The organism is Amycolatopsis sp. NPDC033938 (genome assembly GCF_055575975.1).
On sequence record NZ_JBVIRO010000001.1, the window covers coordinates 362,390 to 385,480 of the forward strand.

20 protein-coding genes are annotated in these 23,091 nt (G+C 70.1%); 9 read left to right on the forward strand and 11 right to left on the reverse strand.

Translation table 11 applies throughout. The features are described 5' to 3' along the window. Positions 1-5: 5 nt before the first annotated feature. Both ACZ5ZX_RS01830 and ACZ5ZX_RS01835 read right to left on the reverse strand, forming a co-directional pair. On the reverse strand, positions 6-938 hold the full coding sequence (locus ACZ5ZX_RS01830; protein ID WP_465500188.1) for a LysR family transcriptional regulator: 933 nt from the start codon (positions 936-938) through the stop codon (positions 6-8). A 56-nt stretch (positions 939-994) separates the two neighbouring features. Beyond that, a complete protein-coding gene (locus ACZ5ZX_RS01835; RefSeq protein ID WP_465500189.1) occupies positions 995-2,116 on the reverse strand; it encodes an FAD-dependent oxidoreductase in 1,122 nt (373 codons plus the stop codon). Between the two features lie 68 nt (positions 2,117-2,184). On the opposite strand from ACZ5ZX_RS01835, the gene ACZ5ZX_RS01840 reads away from it, so the two are divergent. Beyond that, on the forward strand, positions 2,185-2,868 hold the full coding sequence (locus tag ACZ5ZX_RS01840) for a TetR/AcrR family transcriptional regulator (protein WP_465500190.1): 684 nt from the start codon (positions 2,185-2,187) through the stop codon (positions 2,866-2,868). A 37-nt stretch (positions 2,869-2,905) separates the two neighbouring features. Next, entirely contained in the window at positions 2,906-4,084 is a 1,179-nt protein-coding gene (locus tag ACZ5ZX_RS01845) for a serine hydrolase domain-containing protein (RefSeq protein WP_465500191.1), read from the forward strand. 6 nt (positions 4,085-4,090) lie between these two features. Here the strand turns inward: ACZ5ZX_RS01845 and ACZ5ZX_RS01850 are convergent, their stop codons facing one another. After that, positions 4,091-4,573, reverse strand: a complete 483-nt coding sequence (locus ACZ5ZX_RS01850; protein WP_465500192.1) for a MarR family winged helix-turn-helix transcriptional regulator — start codon at positions 4,571-4,573, stop codon at positions 4,091-4,093. A gap of 84 nt (positions 4,574-4,657) precedes the next feature. Here ACZ5ZX_RS01850 and ACZ5ZX_RS01855 point away from each other — a divergent pair, with 84 nt between their 5' ends. Then, positions 4,658-5,842: an FAD-dependent monooxygenase gene (locus ACZ5ZX_RS01855; RefSeq protein ID WP_465500193.1), complete on the forward strand. Its 1,185-nt coding sequence runs from the start codon at positions 4,658-4,660 to the stop codon at positions 5,840-5,842. On the opposite strand, the gene ACZ5ZX_RS01860 is transcribed toward ACZ5ZX_RS01855, so the two are convergent. Then, a complete protein-coding gene (locus ACZ5ZX_RS01860) occupies positions 5,839-6,264 on the reverse strand; it encodes a MarR family winged helix-turn-helix transcriptional regulator (RefSeq protein ID WP_465501006.1) in 426 nt (141 codons plus the stop codon). The two genes, ACZ5ZX_RS01855 and ACZ5ZX_RS01860, sit on opposite strands and share 4 nt — an antisense overlap. A gap of 120 nt (positions 6,265-6,384) precedes the next feature. On the opposite strand from ACZ5ZX_RS01860, the gene ACZ5ZX_RS01865 reads away from it, so the two are divergent. Next, positions 6,385-7,155, forward strand: coding sequence for a dioxygenase family protein (locus ACZ5ZX_RS01865; protein WP_465500194.1), 771 nt, complete (start codon positions 6,385-6,387; stop codon positions 7,153-7,155). On the opposite strand, the gene ACZ5ZX_RS01870 is transcribed toward ACZ5ZX_RS01865, so the two are convergent. After that, positions 7,152-8,318 (reverse strand): MFS transporter, encoded by a 1,167-nt coding sequence (locus tag ACZ5ZX_RS01870; protein WP_465500195.1) that lies wholly within the window; start codon positions 8,316-8,318, stop codon positions 7,152-7,154. The two genes, ACZ5ZX_RS01865 and ACZ5ZX_RS01870, sit on opposite strands and share 4 nt — an antisense overlap. A gap of 90 nt (positions 8,319-8,408) precedes the next feature. On the opposite strand from ACZ5ZX_RS01870, the gene ACZ5ZX_RS01875 reads away from it, so the two are divergent. Next, on the forward strand, positions 8,409-9,599 hold the full coding sequence (locus tag ACZ5ZX_RS01875; protein WP_465500196.1) for an ROK family transcriptional regulator: 1,191 nt from the start codon (positions 8,409-8,411) through the stop codon (positions 9,597-9,599). Between the two features lie 158 nt (positions 9,600-9,757). Here ACZ5ZX_RS01875 and ACZ5ZX_RS01880 read toward each other — a convergent pair whose 3' ends face one another. Both ACZ5ZX_RS01880 and ACZ5ZX_RS01885 read right to left on the reverse strand, forming a co-directional pair. After that, positions 9,758-12,991, reverse strand: a complete 3,234-nt coding sequence (locus ACZ5ZX_RS01880; protein ID WP_465500197.1) for a beta strand repeat-containing protein — start codon at positions 12,989-12,991, stop codon at positions 9,758-9,760. A gap of 209 nt (positions 12,992-13,200) precedes the next feature. Further along, positions 13,201-14,232 carry a hypothetical protein gene (locus tag ACZ5ZX_RS01885; RefSeq protein ID WP_465500198.1) on the reverse strand — a complete coding sequence of 344 codons (1,032 nt, stop codon included), beginning with the start codon at positions 14,230-14,232 and terminating at the stop codon, positions 13,201-13,203. 279 nt (positions 14,233-14,511) lie between these two features. Between ACZ5ZX_RS01885 and ACZ5ZX_RS01890 the strand changes: the two genes are divergently transcribed. From ACZ5ZX_RS01890 to ACZ5ZX_RS01900, 3 genes are read left to right on the forward strand one after another with little or no spacing between them, the layout of a single operon-like run. After that, complete coding sequence (locus ACZ5ZX_RS01890) at positions 14,512-15,717, forward strand: AI-2E family transporter (protein WP_465500199.1); 1,206 nt, start codon at positions 14,512-14,514, stop codon at positions 15,715-15,717. Beyond that, the gene (gene macS / locus ACZ5ZX_RS01895) at positions 15,714-16,880 is read left to right on the forward strand and encodes a MacS family sensor histidine kinase (RefSeq protein WP_465500200.1); all 1,167 of its coding nucleotides are present in this window, start codon (positions 15,714-15,716) and stop codon (positions 16,878-16,880) included. The genes ACZ5ZX_RS01890 and macS overlap by 4 nt, the downstream gene beginning before the upstream one ends. Beyond that, positions 16,877-17,536, forward strand: coding sequence for a response regulator (locus ACZ5ZX_RS01900; protein WP_465500201.1), 660 nt, complete (start codon positions 16,877-16,879; stop codon positions 17,534-17,536). The genes macS and ACZ5ZX_RS01900 overlap by 4 nt, the downstream gene beginning before the upstream one ends. Before the next feature lies 1 nt (position 17,537). On the opposite strand, the gene ACZ5ZX_RS01905 is transcribed toward ACZ5ZX_RS01900, so the two are convergent. Then, positions 17,538-18,464, reverse strand: coding sequence for a hypothetical protein (locus ACZ5ZX_RS01905; RefSeq protein ID WP_465500202.1), 927 nt, complete (start codon positions 18,462-18,464; stop codon positions 17,538-17,540). A gap of 189 nt (positions 18,465-18,653) precedes the next feature. Between ACZ5ZX_RS01905 and ACZ5ZX_RS01910 the strand changes: the two genes are divergently transcribed. Beyond that, positions 18,654-19,319, forward strand: coding sequence for a DUF1707 SHOCT-like domain-containing protein (locus tag ACZ5ZX_RS01910; RefSeq protein WP_465500203.1), 666 nt, complete (start codon positions 18,654-18,656; stop codon positions 19,317-19,319). Here the strand turns inward: ACZ5ZX_RS01910 and ACZ5ZX_RS01915 are convergent. The 3 genes from ACZ5ZX_RS01915 to ptsP form a co-directional block, all read right to left on the reverse strand. Beyond that, on the reverse strand, positions 19,316-20,734 hold the full coding sequence (locus tag ACZ5ZX_RS01915; protein WP_465500204.1) for an MFS transporter: 1,419 nt from the start codon (positions 20,732-20,734) through the stop codon (positions 19,316-19,318). The two genes, ACZ5ZX_RS01910 and ACZ5ZX_RS01915, sit on opposite strands and share 4 nt — an antisense overlap. 85 nt (positions 20,735-20,819) lie before the next feature. After that, positions 20,820-21,356 carry a cadmium resistance transporter gene (locus tag ACZ5ZX_RS01920; protein WP_465501007.1) on the reverse strand — a complete coding sequence of 179 codons (537 nt, stop codon included), beginning with the start codon at positions 21,354-21,356 and terminating at the stop codon, positions 20,820-20,822. A 51-nt stretch (positions 21,357-21,407) separates the two neighbouring features. Then, the gene (gene ptsP / locus ACZ5ZX_RS01925; protein ID WP_465500205.1) at positions 21,408-23,045 is read right to left on the reverse strand and encodes a phosphoenolpyruvate--protein phosphotransferase; all 1,638 of its coding nucleotides are present in this window, start codon (positions 23,043-23,045) and stop codon (positions 21,408-21,410) included. Positions 23,046-23,091: the final 46 nt, after the last annotated feature.

The following is a 23,091-nucleotide window of genomic DNA, read 5'->3' on the forward strand; positions in this document are numbered from 1 at the left end:
TATCGCTATGACGTTATAGCTGTGCGGGTATGCGATCCGCCGGACCGCCAGTCCCAGTCGATGATCGTGTCGCGCAACCCGCGGGCGGCGGCCGAGAGGTGGCTGCCGGCGCCCCAATACAGGGTCAGTGTTCTGCGACAGTCCGGGTGGTCGATGGCGACCCAGGCGACCGAGGCGCTGGGAGTCGAGCGTCTGGCGAGGTCGGGGACGAGACCGATACCGAGGCCCGCCTTGATGAGTTCCGCGATGGCGCTCACCTCGTCACCCCCGTAAACGATCCTCGGGGCGAGGTGCCTGGCCGCGAAGAGCCGATCGAGAAGCCGACGATGCCAGTGTCCCTCGCCGGCGGCGATGAAGGGTTCGCCGTCGAGTTCGTCGATGGTCACCGAGGTCCGGCCCGCCAGGGGGTGGTCGAGCGGAACGGCCAGCCACACCACCTCGTCCAGCAGCCGGACGGCTTCCAGGCCGTCGGTGGGGATCGGCTGGGAGGCGACGCAGAGGTCGACGTCCTGAGCCAGGAGGCGTCGGGCCATCTCCGCGGCGGGTATCTGGTGAAGTTCGACTTCCACGCCGGGATGGGCCTGTTTGAAGGCCGCCAGTGGCCCGATGAAGGTGAGGAAGGTTTCCGAGGCCAATCGCGCGGTGCCCAAGCCCCCGTCGATGGCCTCGGCAACGGCCCGCCGCCCCGCCTCGAGTTCGCCGAGCGCGCGTTCGACGTAGTCGCGGAAGAGCTTCCCGGTGTCGTTCAGCCGGAGCCGCCCTGCCCGGTCGAAAAGCGGTGTGCGGAGTTCACCCTCCAGCCGCGCGATGGTGCGGCTCAGTGACGGCTGGGCGACACGAAGTTCGTCGGCCGCTTGGCTGAGGTGCTCCAGCCGCGCCACCACCAGGAACTGTTTGAGCGTATTCAGGTCCATCGCGTTCCACCCCTGCTCGGACATAGCCGAAGAGCAATACCGACCTCAGGCAAGATAGCCCGAACGGCATGGTGAACAGGTCAGTTACGGTCCGGCTGGAAGAACGCGAGCATCTTCCGGGCGGCGTCCGGCGCCATCAGGAGGTCGTGGACCCGCTCGGACATCCGGGCGGCGGCACCGGCGCGTTCGAACATCTCGTGCTCGTACGCCTTGACGGCGGCGGGGAAGTCGTCCGGGCTCGCGGCCAGCGCGAGACCGAGCAGGGCGCCGTCGAGCAGGGCCATGTTGGCGCCTTCGCCGACCGCCGGCATCAGGTGCGCGGCGTCGCCGATCAAGGTGACGTCCGGTGCCGAGGGCCAGGTCAGGCCGACCGGCAGGGCGGTGATCGAACGGGGCACGACCACGTCGTCGCAGGCCTCGATCAGCGCGGTGAACCGGGCGTCCCAGCCGCTGAGCCGCTCGATCAGCCACGCCTTGGCGGCCGCCGGATCGTCGAGCGGGATCCCGCTGGTGGCGAACCATTCCTCGTCGGTGCCGTAGAAGCTGAGGCTGACGCGCACGGTGCCGTCGCCGTTGCGCTGCGCCGCGAGGGACTTCCCGTCACCGAGCGCCCAGTAGGTGCCGCGCCCGACCATCGCCGCGAGGTCGGGATGGGTGCGGTCGATGTCGGGAATGCGGAGTTCGACGAGGTTGTGCCCGAGATGCGCCGGACGGGCGTCGGTGAGCAGCGCGCGGACCCGGGAGTTCGCCCCGTCGGCACCGACCAGCAGGTCGTACGTCGCGCTGCTGCCGTCGCCGAAGCGCAGCACGCCGTCTCCGGCTGATTCGTAAGCGTGCCCCCAGCGCACCGCGTGCTCGGGGAGGGAGTCCAGCAGCAGGTCACGCAGATCGGTCCGGTCGATCTCGGGCCGCGCGAACGGCGCGTCGTCGGGCGTGTCCTCCTGCAGCAGCAGAGTGCCGTCCGGCTCGAGAAGCCGCATGTCCTGACCTTCACTACGGGCGATCGCGGAGAACCGGTCGAAGAGACCCGCTTCGCGCAGCGCCCGCTGCCCGGTGTCGGCGTGGATGTCGAGCATGCCGCCCTGACCTCGGGCGTCGCGCGACGCTTCCCGTTCGTACACGACGGCGTCGATGCCGTTGACGTGCAGAACCCGGGCGAGCACCAGGCCTCCGGGCCCTGCTCCGACGATGGCGATGGTCATGCCGCACTCCTTTGATACACCGTATTGGTCAATACACTGTATCGAACGATGCGTTGTATTGTCACCGCATGGTGGTGTGGGAGCGGCCGGAGCCGCCGAGTCGGCCCGCTCTGGCCCCGCTGAGCCGGGAGCGGATCGTGCGGGCGGCGATCCGGCTGGCCGACGCGGACGGCCTGGACGCGGTGTCCCTGCGCAAGATCGCCACCGCGCTGGACGTCGGTCCGATGCGGCTGTACGGCTACATCGAGAGCAAGGAAGAGCTGCTCGACCTGATGGTCGACGCCGCACACGCCGAGATCCGGCCGGCCGGTGACGGCTGGCGAGAGGTGCTGGGCTCGCTCGCCCACGCCCTGCGGCACGCCGTTCACCGGCACGAATGGCTCGCCGACCTCCTGGGCGGCCGCCCTCAACTCGGGCCCAACGCGCTGGCCACCGCGGAGTCCGTGATGGCGGCGCTGGGCGACATCGGCGTGGACTCCGCGATGCCGGTGGTCTCGGCGGTCAACGCGTACACGATCGGCGCGGTACGCCGGGAGATCGCCGAGCGGCGTGCGGAGCGGGCCACCGGGATGGACGAGAAACGCTGGCAAGCCACCCTCGGGCCCTACCTGCAACGGTCCTTCGCCAGCGGCAAGCTCCCCGCGCTGGCCACGGTGGTGCACGACGCCGTCCACCTGACCGCCGACGAAACCTTCCGGATGGGCCTCGATTTCCTGCTCGACGGCATCGGAGCCCGCGTGTCAGCGCCGTGACTGTCCTGTGTCAGGGCGGCCCGCGAACGTGGTCGCCATGACCAAGACACCGAAGACCTTCCGCCGGCTCGGCCTCGTCGCGCTGGCCGCCGCGCTGCTGACAGGGGTGACCGTGCCCTCGGCCTCCGCCGGGCAGGATCGCCCGGAACTGCGGCAACTCCTCCAGGAGTTCGTCGACGCCGGGTTCGGCGCGATGCAGCTCCGCGTCCGTGACGAACGGGGTGAATGGACCGGCAGCGCCGGGGTCCGCGAGCTGGGCGGGACCGCGAAACCGCCGACGAACGGCCACTTCCGCGTCGGCAGCACTTCGAAGAACTTCACCGCGACTCTCGTGCTGCAACTGGTGGCCGAGGGCAGGATCGGCCTGGACACCCCGGTCGCGGGGTTCCTTCCCGAGTTCGGGCTGGACTCGCGGATCACCGTGCGGATGCTGCTGCAGCACACCAGCGGACTGTTCAACCACACCGGCCAGTACCACCCGGACGGGACGGTCACGCCCGGAATCCCTTGGGCCGGCAAGGAATGGGTGGACAAGCGCTTCCACACCTACCGGCCGGAGGAACTGGTCCGGCTGGCGGTCTCCAAGCCACTGGTCTTCGAGCCGGGCGCGCGCTGGGACTACTCCAACACCAACTACGTGGTGGCCAGGCTGCTGGTCGAGAAGCTCACCGGCCGTCCCTTCGCCGACGAGCTGGACCGGCGGATCCTGCGGCCACTCAAGCTGCGTGACACCTTGTCGCCGGGCGCGTGGCCGGGGATGCCTCAGCCGTATGCCCACGCCTACTACCAGTACGAGGACGCGGGCAAGCGGAAGACGATCGACGTCACGCACCAGAACCCGTCCTGGATCTCCAGCGCCGGCGACATGATCTCGACGACCAAGGATCTCCAGACCTACTTTTCCGCGCTGCAGAGCGGAAAGCTCCTCCCGGCCTGGCTGATGACCGAGATGCGCAAGACGCACCCCGGCAGTGAAAGCCTTTACGGCTTCTACGGTCTCGGGCAGTTCTCGCAGGACCTGGGCGCCGGCTGCGTCGGCACCGTCCTCAACCACAACGGCAGCAACAACGGCTACGCGGCGCTGATGTACAGCACGCCCGACGGCGGCAAGACGCTGACGGCGTCGATCACCGCGGGCGATCCCGAGAAGGACCCGCTCCCGTCGTATCCGGCGGCGCTGACCAAGCTCGTCCGGACGGTGTTCTGCGGCAAGTGAACCGGGTTACTCGTCGTCCAGGCGCGACAACCGCGCGGTGAGGTCGTCGACGAAGCGGCCGAGGAGGCTTCCGAAGATCTTTCGGTCCTCCTCGGTCCATTCGTGCAGCGCGTCGCCGAACCAGCCGAGGAGGGTCCGCAGGTATCCGTCGGGCAGCAGTTTCCCCTCGGGCGTCAGCTCGATCAGCCGCGCCCGCTGGTCCTCCGGGTCCGGGACGCGGACGACCAGCCCCCGTCGTTCGAGTTCGTTGAGATGCCGGGTCACATGCGGCCCGACCACCTGCATACGTTCGGCGATCTCCCCGACCCGCAACGGCCGGTCGGCCATGTGCAGGGTGACCAGCACCGTCATCGCGGGCCGGTCGAGCGTGATCCCGGCCCGGTCCATCGCCCGTTCGACCAGCTGACTGCGGTTGAGCACGGTGCCGAGCTGGGTGAGGCGGGGGAGTACCGCCATCAGGTCGAGCTCCGGCACTCCTGTGTCGTCCATCACACCTCATAAAGATACCTAAGTTAGGTATATAGTTGCTCCGAGCCCACAAGGATACCTAAGTTACCTATCCAAGGAGCATTCATGAGCACGGTACTCATCTCCGGCGCCAGCATCGCGGGCCCGGCACTCGCCTACTGGCTGAACCACTACGGCTTCGAGGTCACGGTCGTCGAGAAGTCGGACACGGTCCGCGGCGGCGGCTACCCCATCGATATCCGCGGCACCGCGCTCGACGTCGTCCGGCGGATGGGCGTCCTGCCCCGGCTCCGGGCCGCCCACATCGACACGCGCCGGATCACCTTCCTCGACGCCGAAGGCGAGCGGATCGCCTCGCTCCGGCCGGACGCGGTGGCGGGCGGAGTCGCTGGACGCGACCTGGAGGTGGCCAGGGGAGACCTCACCTCCGTCCTCTACGACACCGTCCGCGACGACGTCGAGTTCCTCTTCGGCGACTCGATCGAGACCCTGGACCAGCACGCCGATGGCGTGGACGTGCGCTTCCGAGGCGGAACCGAACGGACCTTCGACCTCGTCGTGGGCGCCGACGGCCTGCACTCGCATACCCGCGCCCTGGTGTTCGGGCCCGAAGAGCGGTTCCATCACTACATCGGCTACTGCTTCGCCGGCTTCACCATGCGCAACGACTTCGGACTCTCACACGAGGGCGTCCTCTGGAACACACCCGGCCGGGCCGCGGCCCTGTACGCCGCCGGGGACGGTGAGACGGTGCACGGCTTCCTGAACTTCGCCCGCCCGGAACCGCCCATCGACGCCTTCCGGGATCCCGCCGCGCAGCGCGACCTGGTCGCCTCGGTCTTCGACGGCGACGGCTGGCACCTCCCGCTCATGGTCGACACCATGCGCGCCGCGGACGACCTCTTCTTCGACGTCGTGAGCCAGATCCGCATGCCGGACTGGTCCAGCGGCCGGGTCGCCCTGGTCGGCGACGCCGCGCACGCCCCGTCGTTCCTCACCGGGCAGGGGTCGAGCCTCGCCCTGGCCGGCGCGTACATGCTGGCCCGCGAGCTGGCCATGACGAACGATCACGCGGCGGCGTTCGCCGCCTACGAACACGGCGTCCGGGAATTCGTGGAGCTGAACCAGGCGCTGGTCACCGCGGGGAACTCCACCATGTTCCCGAGTACGCCCGAAGCCCTGGAGCAGCGCAACGCCGCGTTGCGCGGACTCTCGGCCATGCCCGCGGACGCGGAAGAGCCCGCACATTCGGCGCTCACCCTTCCCGAGCCCGCGCCGCTCGCCCGCTAGCGCCCGAGCGCGCCGTAGTTCCGGACGAAGGCGGTCAGCAGCCGGGCGAACTCACGGCGGTCTTCGTCCGGCCAGTCGGCCATCGCCTCGGCGAACACCGAGCGACGGAATTCGTGCATCCGCGTCACCTCGGCGCGGCCGCGTTCGGTAAGCACCAAGACGGCGCGGCGGCCGTCCCGTTGATCGGCCTCGCGCCGGAGGAACCCACCGTCGACGGCCCGCGCGACCAGGCGGCTCGCGCGCGGCTGGTCGATGGTCAAGGCCGCCGCGAGGCTGGTGACGGTGCCGGCCTCGCCGCTCTCTTCGGCCGCTTCGACGGCGTCGAGCAGCCCTTGTACCGCCTGGTCCGGCATCGATTCTGCGCGATCGCGGGCGAGCTTCGACAGCGAGCGTCTCGCCTGGCTCCGCCGGATGGCGATCATCGCGCGTTCCACGTCGGCCACGGCGTCGTTGTTCACAGGACGAGTATCCCCACCGGGGAATAAGGCGGAACGCGGCGGCGTCTCCGGTATTAGTTGAAAATTCAAACACCTGGAGCTGACATGACCCCGGTGCTCTACCTCAGCCACGGCGCGCCGCCGCTCGCCGACGACGCCACCTGGACCCGCCAGCTCGCCGGCTGGTCCGCCGACCTCGAAAAGCCGAAGGCCATCCTCGTCGTCTCCGCGCACTGGGAAGAGGCGCCACTGACCCTCGGCGCCACCACCACGGTGCCGCTGGTCTACGACTTCTGGGGCTTCCCCGATCGCTACTACCAGGTGGAATACGCCGCGCCGGGCGCTCCCGAACTCGCGGACAAGGTGCGGAAACTCCTGCGCTCGACCCAAACCCCGGTCCACGACGCGCCCGACCGCGGCCTCGACCACGGCGCCTATGTCCCGCTCGTGGAGATGTACCCGGACGCCGACATCCCGGTACTGCAGGTGTCCATGCCGTCGCTGGACCCGCGGGAGCTGTTCGACCTCGGCCGGAAGCTCGCGCCGCTGCGCGACGAGGGCGTGCTGATCATCGGCAGCGGTTTCTTCACGCACAACCTGAGCGCGATGCGCCAGACCGACGGCACCGACGGCACGCCGCCGTCGTGGTCGAGCGAATTCGATCACTGGGGTGCGGAAACCCTGCGCGCGGGCGACCTCGACGCGCTGCTGGACTTCCAGCACAAGGCACCCGCCGCGGCCATCGCGCACCCCAGGATCGAACACTTCGCACCGCTGTTCGTCTCGCTCGGCGCGAGCTCTTCGGAGGGGAAAGGCGAGACCGTCATCGACGGCTACTGGTACGGCCTCGCCAAGCGTTCCCTCCAGTTCGGCTAACGGGATCGAAGGACGCCGGCGCCCGCCACCAAGCCGAGCGCGAGCAGCGTGACCAGCCCGAAGGACACCGTCAGCGACGTCAAGTCGGCGATCCCGCCGATCAGCGACGGCGCGACGAGCCCGGAGGAGTAGGTGATGGTCGCGACGCCCGCGATCGACTGGCTCGGCGTGGGGCCGCTGCGTCCGGCCGCCGCGAAGGCGAGCGGCACGACGACGGAGACACCGAGCCCGATCAACGCGAACCCGGCCATCGCCATCACCGGATGCGCGGCCAAGACCACCAGCAGACCGCCCGCCGTCGCGAAAGCGCCGCCCGCGCGAACCGTCTTGACCGAGCCGAAGCGCCGCACCAGCGCGTCGCCGCACAGCCGGGCCACCGCCATCGTGCAGGTGAACGCGGTGGTCGACGCGGCGGCGATCCCGGGCGAGGTGCCGAGGACGTCACGCAGATAGACGGCGGACCAGTCGAGGCTCGCCCCTTCGGCGAAGACAGCGCAGAACGCGACGGCACCGATGATCACGGCGGACTTCGGCGGCAGCGCGAACCGCGGTGGCGGATGCTCGTCGGATGCGCTGCGGACGTCGAGGACGCCCTGACAGAGCAGCGCTCCGGCGACGGTGAGCACGGCGGACGCGATCGCCAGATGCACCCGGGCGTCCAGCGCGGCGTGCGCGGCGAGCGCACCGGCGGCGGATCCGACGAGCGCGCCCGTGGTCCACAGGCCGTGCAGTCCCGACATCACCGACTTGCCCATCTTCTCCTCGACGTCGACGCCCAGCGCGTTCATCAGGACGTCCGAGGTGCCGGCCGCGGTGCCCATGACGAATAGCGCGAGGCACAGGGTGAAGAGGTTCCCCGCCAGGGAAGGCAGGATCAGGGCGAGCGTCCAGTACGCGAGCAGCAGCCGCATTCCCTGCCTGCCGCCGAGCCGGTGCCCGATCCGCGCGGCGAGCGGCATGGTGAGCGAAGCGCCGATGGCGGGGAAGGCGAGCGCGAGGCCGAGCTGCCCCGCGCTGATCCCCGCGTGTTCCTGGATCCACGGGATCCGGGTGGCGAAACTACCGGTCACCGCGCCGTGCACGGCGAAGATGGCGGCGATGGCGACCCGGGCCTGCCGTACCCGCCGCGTCGGCCCGCCGACGGTTTCCACTGCATTACTCACTGGGCCCCCAAGGTCCACGAGACAACCGATGAGCGCCAGCGTAAACTATCAGGAAGGGAACCTGATAATTAATTCTGGGAGGATCTGCCGGTGAGTGTCATTCGGATGCCGTCCGCCTCCCCGAGTACCGCACGGGCCATCAACGACCGGCTCGCCCTCGACCTGCTCCAGCGCGAGGGCCCGCTGACGGCCGCTCAGCTCAAGACGTCGACCGGGCTTTCCCGGCCGACCGTGGCCGACCTCGTCGAACGGCTGCAGGACGCCGGGCTGATCGCCGTCGTCGGCGAAGCGGGCGCCGAACGCCGAGGCCCCAACGCGAAGCTGTACGGCATCGTCGCCGAACGCGCGTTCCTCGCCGGCCTCGACATCCGTACGCACGGGATGGCCGTTTCGGTCGCGGACCTGCTGGGGCGGACCCGCGCGGAAGCCTCGCTCCCGTTCGATCCGGACATAGACACCGACGTGGCCGTCGAGCGCGCGATCACGCTCCTGGAGACCACCACCGCCGAAGCGGGCGCGTCCGTGCTGCACACGATCGCCGTCGGCGCTCCCGGGCTGGTCGATCCGGCGACCGGAGGACTGCGGCCCGCCGGGGGATTGCCCGCGTGGCACGGGAGACTCGTCTTCGAACTCCGGCGGCGGCTGGGCATCCCGGTACTGCTGGAGAACGAGGTCAACCTCGCGGCGGCGGCCGAACAACGACTCGGCGCCGCCCGCGACCGGGACACGTTCGTCCTGCTGTGGCTCGGTTTCGGCGTCGGCGCGGCCGTGGTTCTCGACGGTTCACTGCGACGGGGCGCCTCGGGCGGCGCGGGGGAGATCGGGTTCATGCCGATGCTCGGTCCCGCTCGGCTGCCGACGGCGACCGATTGCGACGGTGGCTTCCACACCCTCGCGGGGAGCGCCGCGATCTGCGAACTGGCCCGAGCGCACGGCGTCCCGGCTTCGCCTGCCGACAACGCCGAAGCGGCCGAAGCGGCTGTCGGGTACGCGATCGACGCGGATGCCGAAGACTTCCTGGAGATCCTCGCGGAGCGGATCGCCATCGGCTCCGCCGCGGTCACCGCGGTGCTGGACCCGGGCTGTGTCGTACTCGGCGGCGAAGTCGGCCGGGCGGGCGGCGACGCGCTGGCGAACCGGGTGAGCCGTCGGCTCGCGGAGATCTCGCCGCTGCGGACCGAGGTACGCGCGGGGACCGTCGGCGGCGGCGCGGTGCGGGAAGGCGCGGTGCTGACCGCGATGGGCGCGGCACAGGAGGCACTGTTCACCCCGGGAAGCTGAAGGGGACTTTCCCCGCATGTGATGCGGCGAAAGCGCCCTTCACCGCATCACATGCGGGGAAAGCGTCCTTCAGCTCCTGGGGGCAAAAAGAAAACGGGCCCGGGAGTCGCCTCCCGGGCCCGCTTCGGTCATTCAGTGGCGTGAGCCGACTGGCAGGTTCACATGGTGTGGAACTTCTTGCCGGTCAGGGTGCCCACGAAACGCTGGAACATGCTCAGCGGCGACGAGTCGACGTTCGCCAGAGCCGGAACCTGCGCGGTCGGCATCGCCGGGGTGCTGTTCACGACGGGCAGGGTGCCCGTGGTGGGCAGCTGGCCGACCGGGAGGTTGCCCGCGGCGGGCAGGTCCATCGGCAGCTTGCCCAGTGCGGGCAGCTGACCGACCGGCAGCTGACCGACCGGCAGGTTGCCGGCGGCGGGCAGCGACGGAAGCTGCGCGAGCTTCGGAGCGTCCGCACGAGCGGCGTCACCGGGCAGCGCCGGGGTCTTCGGCAGGGCCGGGACACCGGGCAGCGACGGGGCACCGGGCAGACCCGGGGTGCCGGGCAGCTCGGGCAGGTCGGACTTCGGCAGCTGGGCCGGGATGGTCCGGAGCTGCTTCAGCGCGGTCAGACCGGCCATCTGCACCGGGAGGGTGCCCACCTGGGGACCGTCGGCGCGGGCGCCACCGAGCTCCGGGGTGGTCGGCAGGGCGCCGGCACCGTTCAGCGACGGAACGGCCGGGGCACCGAAGGGCAGCGCGGGCAGCGCGTCGATCGGCATCTCCGAACCGACCGAGTCGGTGAAGGCGCGGGTGTACTCCTCCTCGTTGATCACGGTGGAGTCTTCCGAGTTCTCGTCCGCGATCGCCAGGATCGGGATTTCGAGCTCGTTCAGCGGCACCACGAACACGAACGGGTGGTGGAAGTTGAAGCCCGAGAGGGCCTCTCCACTGCCGTCGGTGATGCTGTCGCCGCCGGCCTGGCCGGTGACCATGCTGTCCGCGGTGGTCGTGGAGACGCCGCCGGCCGCCGCGATGGCGTCGCCGAACACCTCCGGAACGGCCGCGACCGGGACGTCGAGGATGTCGCCCGACAGCGATCCGTCGAGGCCCGAGGTCTCGACGTCTCCACCCGAAGTGGCGTCGACGGTGTCGGTGCCTTCGGCGGTCGCGATGCCCGCGGCCGAGACGGCGTCGTGCGTGATGGGCACGATCGGCAGCGCCTGCACGCCGATGATGTTGCCCGCGACCGCACCGTTGTCACCGTTGGTGGTGGCGTCGCCGCCGGCCGCCGACATGACGTCGTTGATGCTGTTGCCCTTGGCGATACCCGCACCCGCGACACCGAGGCCGGTCACCGGCACGGCGCCACCGATCGGCGTCTGGACGATGTTGCCGGCCAGCGCGCCTTCTTCACCGTTGGCGGTGGCGTCGCCACCGGCCGACGAGTCGGTCAGGTTCGAGCCCTCGCCCGACGCGATTCCGCCGAGCACCGCGGCGAAGTTGTGCGCCTGGACCGGCAGGGAGACCGGGCCGTAGACCAGGTTGCCCGCACCCGCGCCACCGTCACCGGTCGCGTGGACGTCGCCGCCCGCGTTGGAGGTGGTGTCACCGTCGGCGGCACCGTGGCCCTGACCGATGAACGCGCCACCGATCCCGAACGCCTGCACCGGCAGCGAAACCGGCACGGTGCCCAGGTTGGAGCTCAGGAAGCCGTTGTCGTCGTTGGTGTTTCCACCGCCGCCGCCGGAGATGACCTTGGTCTCGTCGGCGGTGCCGGAGCCCTGGCCGATGAAGGAGCCACCGACGCCGAAGATCTCGACCGGGCCCGCGACCGGGACCTGGACGACGTTGCCCGAACCGGACGAGTCGTCGCCCGTGGTGCCGTCGTACCCGCCGGCGGTCACGGTCTTCGTCTCGGTCGCCTCGGCGACGGCCTGGCCGATGTGCGAGCCACCGACGCCGTAGACCTCGGGGGCCAGCGCGGCCTGGGTGTTGACGATGTTCCCGGCGAGGGTGGAGTCCTCACCGGTGGTGTGGCTGCCGTTGCCCGCGTTGGCGTCGACGGTGTTCTCGCACGACGTGGCGGAGACGTTGCCGATGTAGGTGCCCGCGATGCAGGTCACCTCGACCGGGGCGGCCACGGCCGGGTCGACGATGTTGCCGCCACCCGCGGAGCCGTCGCCCTCGGAGCTGACGAACCCGCCGGCGTCGACGACGCTGGAGTGGCTGGTGCCGCCGTCCTTGCCGGTGTTCGCGAGGCCGATCCAGCTGGCGGCCACGCCGCCGACGTTCGCGACGTCCGCGGTCTGCGGCACGATCGCGTTACCCGCGACGGCCGAGTCCTCGCCGGAGGTCTCCACGTAGGTGGGAACGTTGGACCAGCCGGGCTTGGTGTCGCCGGCCGTCGCGTCCGCGGAGGAGCTGCTGTTGGAGTTCGCGAGCGAACCCCACGCGGCGGCCGCGTTGTCGTTCACCTTCACCGGCAGGGCGATCGGCACCGCGCCGACGTTGCCGCCGAGCGCGCTGTCGTCACCGTCGGTCTCGACCCAGCCGCCGGAGGTGGCGTCGGTCTCGGCCTCGTAGCCGGAGCTGTTGGCGTTGCCGATGATCCAGGACGCGGCGTTGCCGGTGACCTGGACCGGGGTGGCGAACTGACCGGCCACCACGTTGCCGGAGAGAGCGGAGCCCTCGCCGTCGGTGGTGATGTTGCCGGTCTCGGTGGTGCTCTGGCTGGCGGAGCCGCCGACCACGCGGCCGGTGCCACCGGCGAGCCCGCCGCCGTTGCCGGCGATCTGCACGGGCAGCGCCCAGTCGAGGGACACGACGTTCCCGGCGAGGCTGGAGTCCTCACCGGTGGTCTCGACATCCTGGTTGTGCGACCAGGTCTGCTGGTGGTCTCCACCCTCGACCTCGGCGTCGCCGAGCACGCCGATGGCGTTGTCGACGATCTGGATCGGGACGACGACGTCGCCGACGATCTTGTTGCCCTTGAGGATGTCGTCCGTGGTGGTGAACCCACCACCGGTCAGCCCACCGCTGACCTGACGGGCCGAGTCCTTGGCGGCCAGCGGCGCGGGAACGGCGCCCTTGCTGGACAGCTTGGGCAGTCCGCCGCCGATGCCGTCGGTGCTGCCGCCGGGCGAGGTGACGCTGTCGACCGCGTCGGAAACCGGCTTGGTGACGGCCTTGGTGCTGACCTCACCCTCGTAGCCGGGCAGGTCGACCTGGCCGAGGGGCGTGCCGATGGCGTTGTTGTCGATCTCGATGGGAACGGTGACGTTCGCGTCGAGCGGCGAGGCAGGGGTGTCGGGGTTGACCTGTTCGTCAGCCGAGGCGATGCCGGTGCCCAGCATCAACAACCCACCCGTGACCAACGCGGTCTGGAGTCCGCGCTTTGCCCAGGATTGCATGGGGTTTTTCTCCTTCATTTCGGGTTCCCTTTCGGGTTCGAGGAGGTGCCCTCGACGGAATGTCGAGTTGGGTAGCACCAGAGGGGGGTGGAACTGGCTGCGGGCGCACAAAAGCGCACCGCCGTTTCGCGGGGATCAGGAGCGGACGCGAAGCCAAGCCCGGAATCGGGAGGCGTAGGGCGCGTCGGCTACCCCGCGGAGGGAGGTGTTCAGTCGGGAGTGACGCCGGGCTGCGAGCCCGGGGTGAGCGGCATGTACCGCGTACCGGCCAGCGTGGTGCCGGCCAGCGAACGCTCGACGGCGGAGGTGACCCAGGCGGGAACGCCATAGGTCAGGCCGTCGAGGTGACCACCGGGGGCGGTGCCGCCGCCGGGGACAGTCGGGATGGACGGCGCGACGGGAAGCTGCGCCGGGGAAAGCGGACGCGGGAAGTCACCGCGGTGACCGTCACGCGAAGAAGAGTCCTCGTCCTGACCGGCGACGGCTCCGTACTGCTGGACGAACGCCGGCATCGGGAGAACGGTCTCGGTGGAAGCGGGGAACTGAGTCGTGGCCAGCTGGGCGAAGTCGGTGACCTGTTCGCCGGCCCCGCCGGTCTCCAGCGGGGACCTCGGGTCGAGCGGAACGCCGCTGACCGGAAGCTCCGGGAGGAGGTCTCCGTGCCCGCGCGGGTCGAGGAGGTCCCAGACCTTACGGCCGAAGTCCTGCGCCTCGGGTGTTCCGGCGAACGTCTCGTCCAGCACCTGGCGGGTGTCCTGCGGCTTGCGCACGATGTGCTCGACAGCCCCGAGGGTCCGCTCGGTGGGGGTGATCACCGCGTTGTCGGCGAAGTCGGTGACGGCGTCGCTGACGCGGGTGGAGACTTCGTGCTCGTCGGCACGGAGTTCGCCACAGTGGTGCTTCGCGGACGCGGGCTTGTCCTCGCCCGGCATCGACCACGTGGTGGCTTCCTGGTGACGGTTGCCGCACATCGCACCGGCGACGTCGCCCGCGAACTTCGAAGTACCGCGCGAAACGTCGGTCAGACCGGCCGCGGTGGCGTCGGTGACCGGGGTGACGCTCGTCTCGGGAGTGGCGATCACCGGAGCGGAGGGAACGACGTCGGCGGCTGCGGAAGCGCCGGAAACGACCCAGGCCGCGGCTGAACCGGCGACGGCGCCGCCGAGCACGAACAGCGCACGCGAAGCGAGACGGCCGAAGCGCGCCGCGCCCCGCCCCTCGTTCTTCGCCGCGTTCGTCACTGGCGTCTCCTGCCGCATCGGTTTGCCGGTTCGTCGTTGCGGGACCGACATAAGCAAAGTCGGGGAGGGCCGCGCGACCTCGCAGCACCTTGATGGCACGATCGTGTGAAGAACACAGGGTGTAGTCCACGATGACGATCAGTGATCACCGCTGGCGGGACCTGGTTACTCCTGAGTCGACCATCCGGGGGTGTGTCAAGCGTCGCTTCGGGCGAATCCAACCCTGGCGCGTTGCCCGGAATGTTCAAGAACGTCGCCCCGGACCGATACGGTGAGCGCGTGAGCGAGCCCCAGCGCAAGCAGCCGGAATTCGACCCGGCGAACCCTTTCCTCTCCGAATCCACCGAAGACGTCTCCAGTCTGGTCCCGCGCGGGCTCCGGATCGGTGCGGCGCTGTCGTGGCGCTTCATCGTGGTGATCGCCGCGCTCTACGTCATCGTGTTCCTGATCGGCTACCTGTCGGTCGTCGTCATCCCGCTGTCGATCGCGCTGCTGCTCGCCGCGCTGCTCGCGCCCGCGGTCTCCAAGCTGACGACACTGAAGTTCCCGCGCGGGCTCGCGGCCGGGATAGTGCTGATCGCCGGACTCGCGGTACTCGGCGGGCTGCTGACCTTCGTCGTCGCGCAGTTCTCCTCCGGTCTCCCTGAGTTGCAGAAGCAGCTGACGGAGAGCCTCAACCAGATCAAGGTGTGGCTCATCGACGGCCCGCTGCACCTGCGCCAGGAGCAGATCCAGGAATTCATCAACCAGGCGATCGGCTTCCTGCAGAACAACCAGGCGTCGATCACCACCACGGCGCTCACCACGGCGGGCACCGTCGGCGAGATCGTCACCGGGTTCATCCTGACCCTGTTCATCCTCATCTTCTTCCTCTCCGGCGGCGACGGGATCTGGAAGTTCCTCGTCCGCGGCGTGCCCGGCCGGGTGCGCGACCGGGTCGACGTCGCCGGGCGGCGCGGGTTCGCCTCACTGGTCAGTTACGTACGCGCGACGGCGGCGGTGGCCGTGGTCGACGCGGTCGGCATCGGCATCGGGCTGGCGATCGTCGGCGTGCCGCTGGTGATCCCGCTGGCGACACTGGTCTTCCTCGGCGCGTTCATCCCGATCATCGGCGCCGTGATCGCCGGCGCGGTCGCCGTGCTGATCGCGCTGGTGACGAAGGGCGTCGTCGGCGCGCTGATCGTGCTGGCCATCGTCATCGGCGTCATGCAGCTGGAAAGCCACGTGCTGCAGCCGATCCTGCTCGGCCGCGCGGTCAAACTGCATCCGCTCGCGGTGGTGCTCGCGATCACCGCGGGTCTGGTCGCCGCCGGGATCGCGGGCGCGCTGCTCTCGGTGCCGCTGCTCGCGGTGCTCAACGCGGGTATCCGATCGCTGCTGCACGAACACGATCCCGATCCGGCCGAGGTCGACGTCCTGAAGGATCAGGCGGCTCAGCCGAACGATTCCGGCTCGCCGGATGAAGAGGTCAAAGCCAAGCCGTGACCGAAACCCCGCTCTGGCGCGCCGTCTCGGCACTGGGCACGCGGGACCCGGCCACTCCGCTGTGGCGCGGGGTGATCGTGCTTCGCGTGACAACGCTGCTCTTCGCGCTCGGCTCGTTCATCGTCCACTACGACGGCTACGCGAAGCAGTGGCTGGCGTGGACCGCGTTCGGTGTGATGACGGCGTGGACGGTGGCCAGCGGCGTGCTCTACGCACGGCCGTCGAGCCGCTGGCCGTGGCTGGTCGGCTTCGATCTCGTGCTGACCGTCGTGCTCATGTTCACCTCGGCGTGGATCCTGTCGACCGCGCAGTTCGACGCCAACACGCCGCTCATCACGACGGTGTGGGCGGCGGTCCCGCCCGCGGCCGCCGGGACGCGGTTCGGCGCGCTCGGCGGGGTGCTCGCCGGGCTGGTGGTCTCGGTGGTCACCGGGCTGGTGCGCTGGCGGTTCGACGTCGACGTCGCGCGGGACGGCTTCCTGCTGACCGCGAGCGGCTTCGTGATCGGGCAGGCCGCGACCATGGCGCGGCGGTCCGCGGACGCGCTGACCAGGGCGCTGCGCATGGAGGCCGCGACGGCCGAACGGGAGCGGCTCGCCCGCTCGATCCACGACAGCGTCCTGCAGGTGCTCGCACGGGTGCGCAAACGCGGCGCCGAGTTCGGCGGAGAAGCCGCTGAACTGGCGAAACTGGCTGGTGAACAGGAGATCGCGCTGCGCGCGCTGGTCACCACCGAGCCGACCCGGCCGAGCGCGAACGGCACCACCGACCTCCGGGCCGCGCTGCAGTTGCTCGCGACCCCGTCGGTGCAGGTCTCGACGCCGGCGGGTGAGGTCCAGCTGCCCGAGCACGTGACCGCGGAACTCGTGGCGGTGGCGCGCGAAGCGCTGCTGAACGTGGAGAAGCACGCCGGTCCCGAGGCGCACGCCTGGGTGCTGCTGGAGGATCTCGGCACCGAGGTCGTGATCAGCGTTCGTGACGACGGTCCCGGAATCGCGCCCGGGGTGATGGAACGCGCGAGCGCCGAAGGACATCTAGGTATCGCGGAGTCCATCAAGGGCCGCGTGCGGGATCTGGGCGGAAGCGTCGCCCTCGACACCGCGCCGGGCCAGGGCACGGAATGGGAAGTCAAGGTTCCAGTCGCGGCGAGGGGAAAGCGATGACCGGTACGCCTGGAGTGTCGGTGATGGTGGTCGACGACCATCCGATGTGGCGGGACGGGGTCGCTCGCGACCTGACCGAGCACGGCTTCGACGTGCGGGCCACCGCGCCGGACGCGCCGGCCGCGGTGCGGATCGCGCGGACGGTCCGGCCGGACGTCGTGCTGATGGACCTGAACCTCGGCGAGACGTCGGGCGTCGACGCGACCCGCGAGATCACCACGGAGCTGCCGTCGACCAAGGTGCTGGTGCTGTCGGCGAGCGGCGAGCACAGCGACGTCCTCGAGGCGGTCAAGGCCGGGGCGTCCGGTTACCTGGTCAAATCGGCCTCGGCGAGCGAACTGGTGGACGCGGTCAAGCGGACCGCCGCCGGGGATCCGGTGTTCACCGCCGGGCTCGCGGGGCTCGTGCTCGGCGAATACCGCCGCATGGCCGACGCGCCGGACGACGGGCCGGCCCCACCGCGGCTGACCGAACGCGAGACCGACGTCCTGCGACTGGTGGCCAAAGGGATGACGGCGCGGCAGATCGCCGAGAAACTCGTGCTTTCGCATCGGACGGTGGAGAACCACGTCCAGTCGACGCTGCGAAAACTCCAGCTGCACAACCGCGTCGAACTCGCCCGCTACGCCATCGAGCACGGGCTCGACGGGGAGTAGTTCAGCCCTGGGCGACGGTCACCACCGACCGGTTCCGCTCGGCGGGCAACGGCGTCTTGACAACGGTCCAGTGTGGACGGTCCAGCCGCCAGCTCGCGACGACGTCGGTCGTGAGCACCAGAGCATCGTCCTCGGTCCATTCGATCGCGGCCTGTTTGAGCGGGGTCGCGATCGGCATCGAGGGCGCCCGTGTCCAGGTCAGCGTGTCGAGGGCGAGCACCCAGACGTCGGCGGTCTGCGTCGCCGTCCCGGCCCAGGCCGGATCGCCGAACAGCACGGCGACCTGGTAGCCGTCGCGGCTCGGCACCACCGGCCCCGGCGTGCCGTTGGCCACCGGCCGTTCGACCGGCGTGCGCTGATCGTTGCGCAGGTCGAGCACGGAGAACTTGGTCAGCTCGGCGAGCAGCATCCGGTCTTTGGTGACCGCGAGCACCCGAGGGAACTGGTGCACGGCGCGGCCGGTGGCGGGATCGATCAGCACGTCCTCGGCACTGGCCGTCCCGCTGTTCACCGTGATCAGCAGCCCCTTCGACACTTCTTGGCGCACCGCCGTCGTACAGCTCGCCGGACGGCCGCGGCCGCGTTCGACGCCGAGCAGGGAGACGTATTGGAGGCGGCACAGGTCGTCGCCGTCGTCGCGGATCAGCCAGACGCCGGTTTCGTCGGCGGCCGGGGCGACACTGCGCGCTTTGCCCAGCCGCCACGGCTGATTCTTGGGATCGCCGTAGACGAGCACCTCGGCAGGCTCCAGGCACGACGGCCCGCAGCGGCCCGCCGACAGCACGACCGGGAACTTGCCGACGCGGAGGACTTCGTTGACCCTGTCCCCGCCTGGAGCGCCGGGAAGCGCAGTGGTGACGCCAGTGGCGGGATCGAGCACCGAAGGCGGCGAAGTCGCCATGACGAGGCGGAAACCGCTGTAGTCCACCGGCTCGCCTTCGATCCGTGACGGCGGTGGGGTCGTCGGCTGGGGAGGCGGCTGCGGAGGCTGGGCGTCAACGGTGCAACCGGCCAGCAGAAGGAACGCCGCCAGCAGGGCGGCACCGGGGTGAAATGCGGGTCTGTTCAGGGTATTTCCCCGATCTCGCGGGTGAGATCCGGTTCTACCATTCCAGGCATGGGCGAGGAAGAGCAGTCGACGACCGAGACCAAGCCGTTGAGCGGACGGGACATCCGGGTTTCGGACGCGGAACGCGAACACGTCGTCGAAGTGCTGCAGAAGGCGATCGGCCTCGGGATGATGAACCTCGACGAGTTCACCGAGCGGACCGACCGCGCCCTCGCGTCCAAAACCCGCGGTGAGCTGAACGCGGTGCTCACGGATCTGCCCGGCCTGGTGCATCCCGAAGCGGGAATGGTGCCGCGTCAGCAGCAGAACCCGTGGGCGCCGCCGCAGCGGCAGTACGCCTACGGGTCGCCGTCCGGGCAGGCCATGGAACTCAACGGCAAGTACTCGGCGTTGCAGCGCAACGGGAACTGGCTGGTCCCGGAGTCGATGGTGATCCGGAACAAGTACGGCGCCACGAAACTGGACTTCTCCCAGGCGGAGATCAGGTTCCCGGTGGTGTACATCGAATTGCAGGTCAAATGGGGTTCGGTGGAGATCACCATCCCCGAAAACGGTGCCGTCGACACCAATTCGATCACCGACATCAAGTTCGGCAGCCTCGACGACCGGACCAGCTCGAACGGCCGCCCCGGCACGCCCCGGTTCGTCATCACCGGGCGCGTGCACGGGGGAGCGCTGATCATCAAGTACCCGCGGCGTGGCTTCTTCGGTTAAGCCCCGACCGGCCGCACGTGCCGGAGGTGCCTGAGCACGAAATACGCGATCGCGGCCAGCACCAGCGCGGCCAGCCCGGACACCGCGTGCATCCCGCTGGCGAAGGCGTCGTGCGCGGGGACGGCGTCGGCGAGCTGGGCCTGGGTGACGGCGTTGCCCAGCGTCCCGACGGTCGCGATGCCCAGCGCGTAGCCGAACTCGTTGCCGGTCTGCGACAACGAGGCCGCCGAACCGGCCTTCTCCGGCGGCACGGAACCGACCACCAGATCCGTGCCCAGAGTGATCAGCGGGCCGCCGCACAGGCAAGTGATGGCGAAGGCGATCGACGGGATCACCGGACCGGCACCCGCCTCGACCTGCGTCAGCAGCAGGAATCCGGCGATCGCGCCTGCCAGCCCGCCGGCGATCAGGGACGCGGGACGGAAGTGGCGAGCGAGGATCGGCGCGGTCAGGAAGCTGACGGTCGAGGCGAGCATGCCCGGCAGCAACGCCAGCGCGGCGCCGACCGGTGAAAGCTCCAGGACGATCTGGAAGAACTGCGCGACGAACAGCATCGTCGTGCCACCGAGCATGGTGAACGCGCACATCCCGCCCAGCGCCGTCGTGAACGCGCGGCTGTGGAAGAGCTTCAGGTCGATCAGCGGGTCGGCGAGCGTCCGCTGACGGCGTACGAAGACCACGCCGAAGCCGAGGCCGATCAAGAGCGAGGCCACCGGGACCACGTGCACACCTTCACGGGCGAGTTCCTTGATGCCGTAGACCGCGGGCAGGATCGTGACCAGCGAAAGCACGACACTCGTCAGGTCGATGCGGCCCGCGTTCTCGTTGCGGTACTCGGGCAGGAGCTTGGGTCCGACGACGAGCAGCAGGACCATCGCGGGGACGCCGAGCAGGAACACCGAACCCCACCAGAAGTGCTCGAGCAGCACGCCGCCGACCATCGGGCCGACGATCGCGCCGACGGTGAAGCAGCCCGCCCAGATCCCGATGGCGAGCGAACGCTGGCGGCTGTCGAGGAACAGGTTGCTGATCAGGGCGAGGGTCGAGGGCGCCAGCGTCGCCCCGGCGATACCGAGGACCGCGCGGGCACCGATGAGCATCAGCGCGCTGGTCGAGAACGCGGCCAGGACGGACGCCAGCCCGAACGCCGTGGCGCCGATCAACAGCAGTTTCCGGCGGCCGATGCGGTCGCCGAGGGTCCCCATGGTGACCATGAAGCCGGCGATCATGAAGCCGTAGACGTCCATGATCCACAGCTGCTGGGTGCTGTCGGCGCCGAGACTGTGGCTGAGCTTCGGGAGCGCGAGGATCAGCACGAAGACGTCGAGGGAGACCAGAAAGGTGGGCAGGGCCAGCACGGCCAGCCCGACCCACTCCCGGCGTCCTGCCCGCGTCGGGGTCATGGTGGTCGTCATGGTCGGAGTCCTTTCGTCGCAGCGGCTGTCTTCACCACTGCGTCGAACCCGTGGACCGGATTTCGACATGCCTCCGGGATCTTTTTCAGACCTCGAAGAGAATCAGCAGGCCGATGCCGACGAGGACCACCGGCAGCAGGAGATGACCCCAGCGCGCCAGGCCGCGGGCGATCACCGGGCGGGTGGCGAAATACCGGCCCGCCGCGCACCAGACCGCCACGAGTGCGAGGAACACGGCGGCGTACACGATCAGCTCGCCGGTACCGGTGTTGGCGAACACGGGAACGTAGACGCCGATGTTGTCGCCGCCGTTGGCGAAGGTCACCCCCGCCACGGCGAGGACACCGGGACCGACCTCGGGCTCCTCGTCGTCCGTGCCGCGCTCACGCCAGACGCGCCACGCCGCCCGGAGACCGAGCAGCAGCGGCACCACCCCGAGCCAGGGCAGGACGGCGTCCGGCAGCAGACCGGCACCGAGCGCCCCGACGAGGGAAACGGCGAGAATCCCGGCGAACCCGAGATATTGCCCGGCGACCACCCTCGCCGCGCCCCCACGTCCGGCCGCGCGACCGAAGAAGAGCGCGAGCAGCACGAGGTCGTCGACGTTGGTGACCGCGAACATGCCCGCGGCCTGGCCGACCGAGTTCAGCACGGCGGGAGCAAGGGACCTTTGCTATCGCTTCCCGGCCGCGGCCGCCCGAGCCTCGACCGGATCCGCCGTGGCCAGGACGGCCTCGGCGAGCGCCTCGCATTCGGCCAGTGTCGTCGCGGCCAGGCTCGCGCCGACCGCGCGTACGGCGGGCGCGTTCATCGACAGGCTGGTCAGGCCGAGTCCGGCCAGTACCAGCGCGAGCCGCGGGTCGGCGGCGGCCTCACCGCAGACTCCGGCGGGCTTGCCGGTGTCCTTGGCGGCCTGGCCGATGACCTTGAGCAGGCGCAGCAGGCCGGGCTGCCACGGGTCGTTGAGCTTGGCGACCGCGCCGAGCTGGCGATCGGCGGCGAAGGTGTACTGCGCGAGGTCGTTGGTGCCGACGGAGACGAAGTCGACCGCGTCGAGGATCTCGCGGGCGGTCAACGCGGCGGCCGGGATCTCGATCATCACCCCCGCGCGGGCGATACCGGCGGCACGGACGCGCTCGGCGAACCAGGCGGCCTCGGCGGCGGTGGCGACCATCGGGGCCATCACCGAAACCTCGGCGCCGGAGTCCTGTGCGGCACCCGCGATGGCTTCGAGCTGGCGGTCGAGGATCTCGGGCCGGTCGAACGCGACGCGAAGGCCGCGTACGCCGAGCGCCGGGTTGGGCTCGGCTTCGGGCTCCAGGAAGGCGAGGGGTTTGTCGGCACCGGCGTCGAGGGTGCGGACGATGACCGGCTTGCCGCGGAACGGCGAGAGCACGGCGGTGTAAGCCTTGCGCTGCTCTTCGACGCTCGGCTCGGCGGAGGCGTCGAGGTAGCAGAACTCGGTGCGGAAGAGGCCGACGCCTTCAGCCCCCGCTTCGGCCGCGGCCTGGGCATCGGTGGCGGAACCGACGTTGCCGAGCACCTTCACCCGGTGGCCGTCGGCGGTCGCGCCGGTGCCGTCCCAGTCGATCGCGACGGCCTTGACGGCCGTGACGACGGCGGCGTTCGGGTCCGCGAGTCCGACCACACCGGTGTCGCCGTCCACCGCAAGCGCTTGCGCGTCGAGCGCGAGGATCCCGCGCACCGCGACGACGGCCGGAATGCCGAGCGCGCGGGCGAGGATGGCGGTGTGACTGGTGGGGCCGCCCTCTTCGGTGACGAGCGCGAGCACCTTGTCCGGATCGAGGCCGGCGGTGTCGGCGGGAGCGAGGTCGCGCGCGACGAGCACACTCGGCGAAGCCAGCTCAGGAACGCCAGGAGGCGCGATGCCGAGCAGTTCGGCGACGAGCCTGTCACGCACATCGCGCACGTCACGGGCCCGCTCGGCCATGTAGCCGCCTGCGGCCGCGAGCGCTTCGGCGAACTTCTCCGCCGCCTCGTGCACGGCACGCGGGGCGGGCAGGTTCTGGGTCTTGACCAGTGCCTCCGCCGAGGAGACCAGAGCCGGGTCCGCCGCCATGGCCGCGGTGGTGATGAGGATCGTCGCGGCTTCGCCGGTCGCGGTCTCGGCCAGCTTCTCGAGCCGGGCCGCCACGATCTGGGCGGCCGGTTCGATCCGGGCGGCCTCGGCTGCGGGATCGGCGGGCGCCGGTGTGCTCGCGGGTTCCCCGAGCGGTTCGGCGACGCGGACGACAGGACCGCTCGCGCGGCCGGGACTGACGGCGACCCCGGTCAGTGACTCAGACGGCATGGTCTAGACCATATCTCATAGGCGGCGTGACCTGGCTCATAGCCAA

Excerpts from the sequence above, each read along its gene's own strand:
- ACZ5ZX_RS01830 (WP_465500188.1), bottom strand. The coding sequence starts at position 938 with ATGTCCGAGCAGGGGTGGAACGCGATGGACCTGAATACGCTCAAACAG.
- ACZ5ZX_RS01835 (WP_465500189.1), bottom strand. The coding sequence starts at position 2,116 with ATGACCATCGCCATCGTCGGAGCAGGGCCCGGAGGCCTGGTGCTCGCC.
- ACZ5ZX_RS01840 (WP_465500190.1), top strand. The coding sequence starts at position 2,185 with ATGGTGGTGTGGGAGCGGCCGGAGCCGCCGAGTCGGCCCGCTCTGGCC.
- ACZ5ZX_RS01845 (WP_465500191.1), top strand. The coding sequence starts at position 2,906 with ATGACCAAGACACCGAAGACCTTCCGCCGGCTCGGCCTCGTCGCGCTG.
- ACZ5ZX_RS01850 (WP_465500192.1), bottom strand. The coding sequence starts at position 4,573 with ATGGACGACACAGGAGTGCCGGAGCTCGACCTGATGGCGGTACTCCCC.
- ACZ5ZX_RS01855 (WP_465500193.1), top strand. The coding sequence starts at position 4,658 with ATGAGCACGGTACTCATCTCCGGCGCCAGCATCGCGGGCCCGGCACTC.
- ACZ5ZX_RS01860 (WP_465501006.1), bottom strand. The coding sequence starts at position 6,264 with ATGATCGCCATCCGGCGGAGCCAGGCGAGACGCTCGCTGTCGAAGCTC.
- ACZ5ZX_RS01865 (WP_465500194.1), top strand. The coding sequence starts at position 6,385 with ATGACCCCGGTGCTCTACCTCAGCCACGGCGCGCCGCCGCTCGCCGAC.
- ACZ5ZX_RS01880 (WP_465500197.1), bottom strand. The coding sequence starts at position 12,991 with ATGCAATCCTGGGCAAAGCGCGGACTCCAGACCGCGTTGGTCACGGGT.
- ACZ5ZX_RS01900 (WP_465500201.1), top strand. The coding sequence starts at position 16,877 with ATGACCGGTACGCCTGGAGTGTCGGTGATGGTGGTCGACGACCATCCG.
- ACZ5ZX_RS01910 (WP_465500203.1), top strand. The coding sequence starts at position 18,654 with ATGGGCGAGGAAGAGCAGTCGACGACCGAGACCAAGCCGTTGAGCGGA.
- ACZ5ZX_RS01915 (WP_465500204.1), bottom strand. The coding sequence starts at position 20,734 with ATGACGACCACCATGACCCCGACGCGGGCAGGACGCCGGGAGTGGGTC.
- ACZ5ZX_RS01920 (WP_465501007.1), bottom strand. The coding sequence starts at position 21,356 with ATGTTCGCGGTCACCAACGTCGACGACCTCGTGCTGCTCGCGCTCTTC.
- ptsP (WP_465500205.1), bottom strand. The coding sequence starts at position 23,045 with ATGCCGTCTGAGTCACTGACCGGGGTCGCCGTCAGTCCCGGCCGCGCG.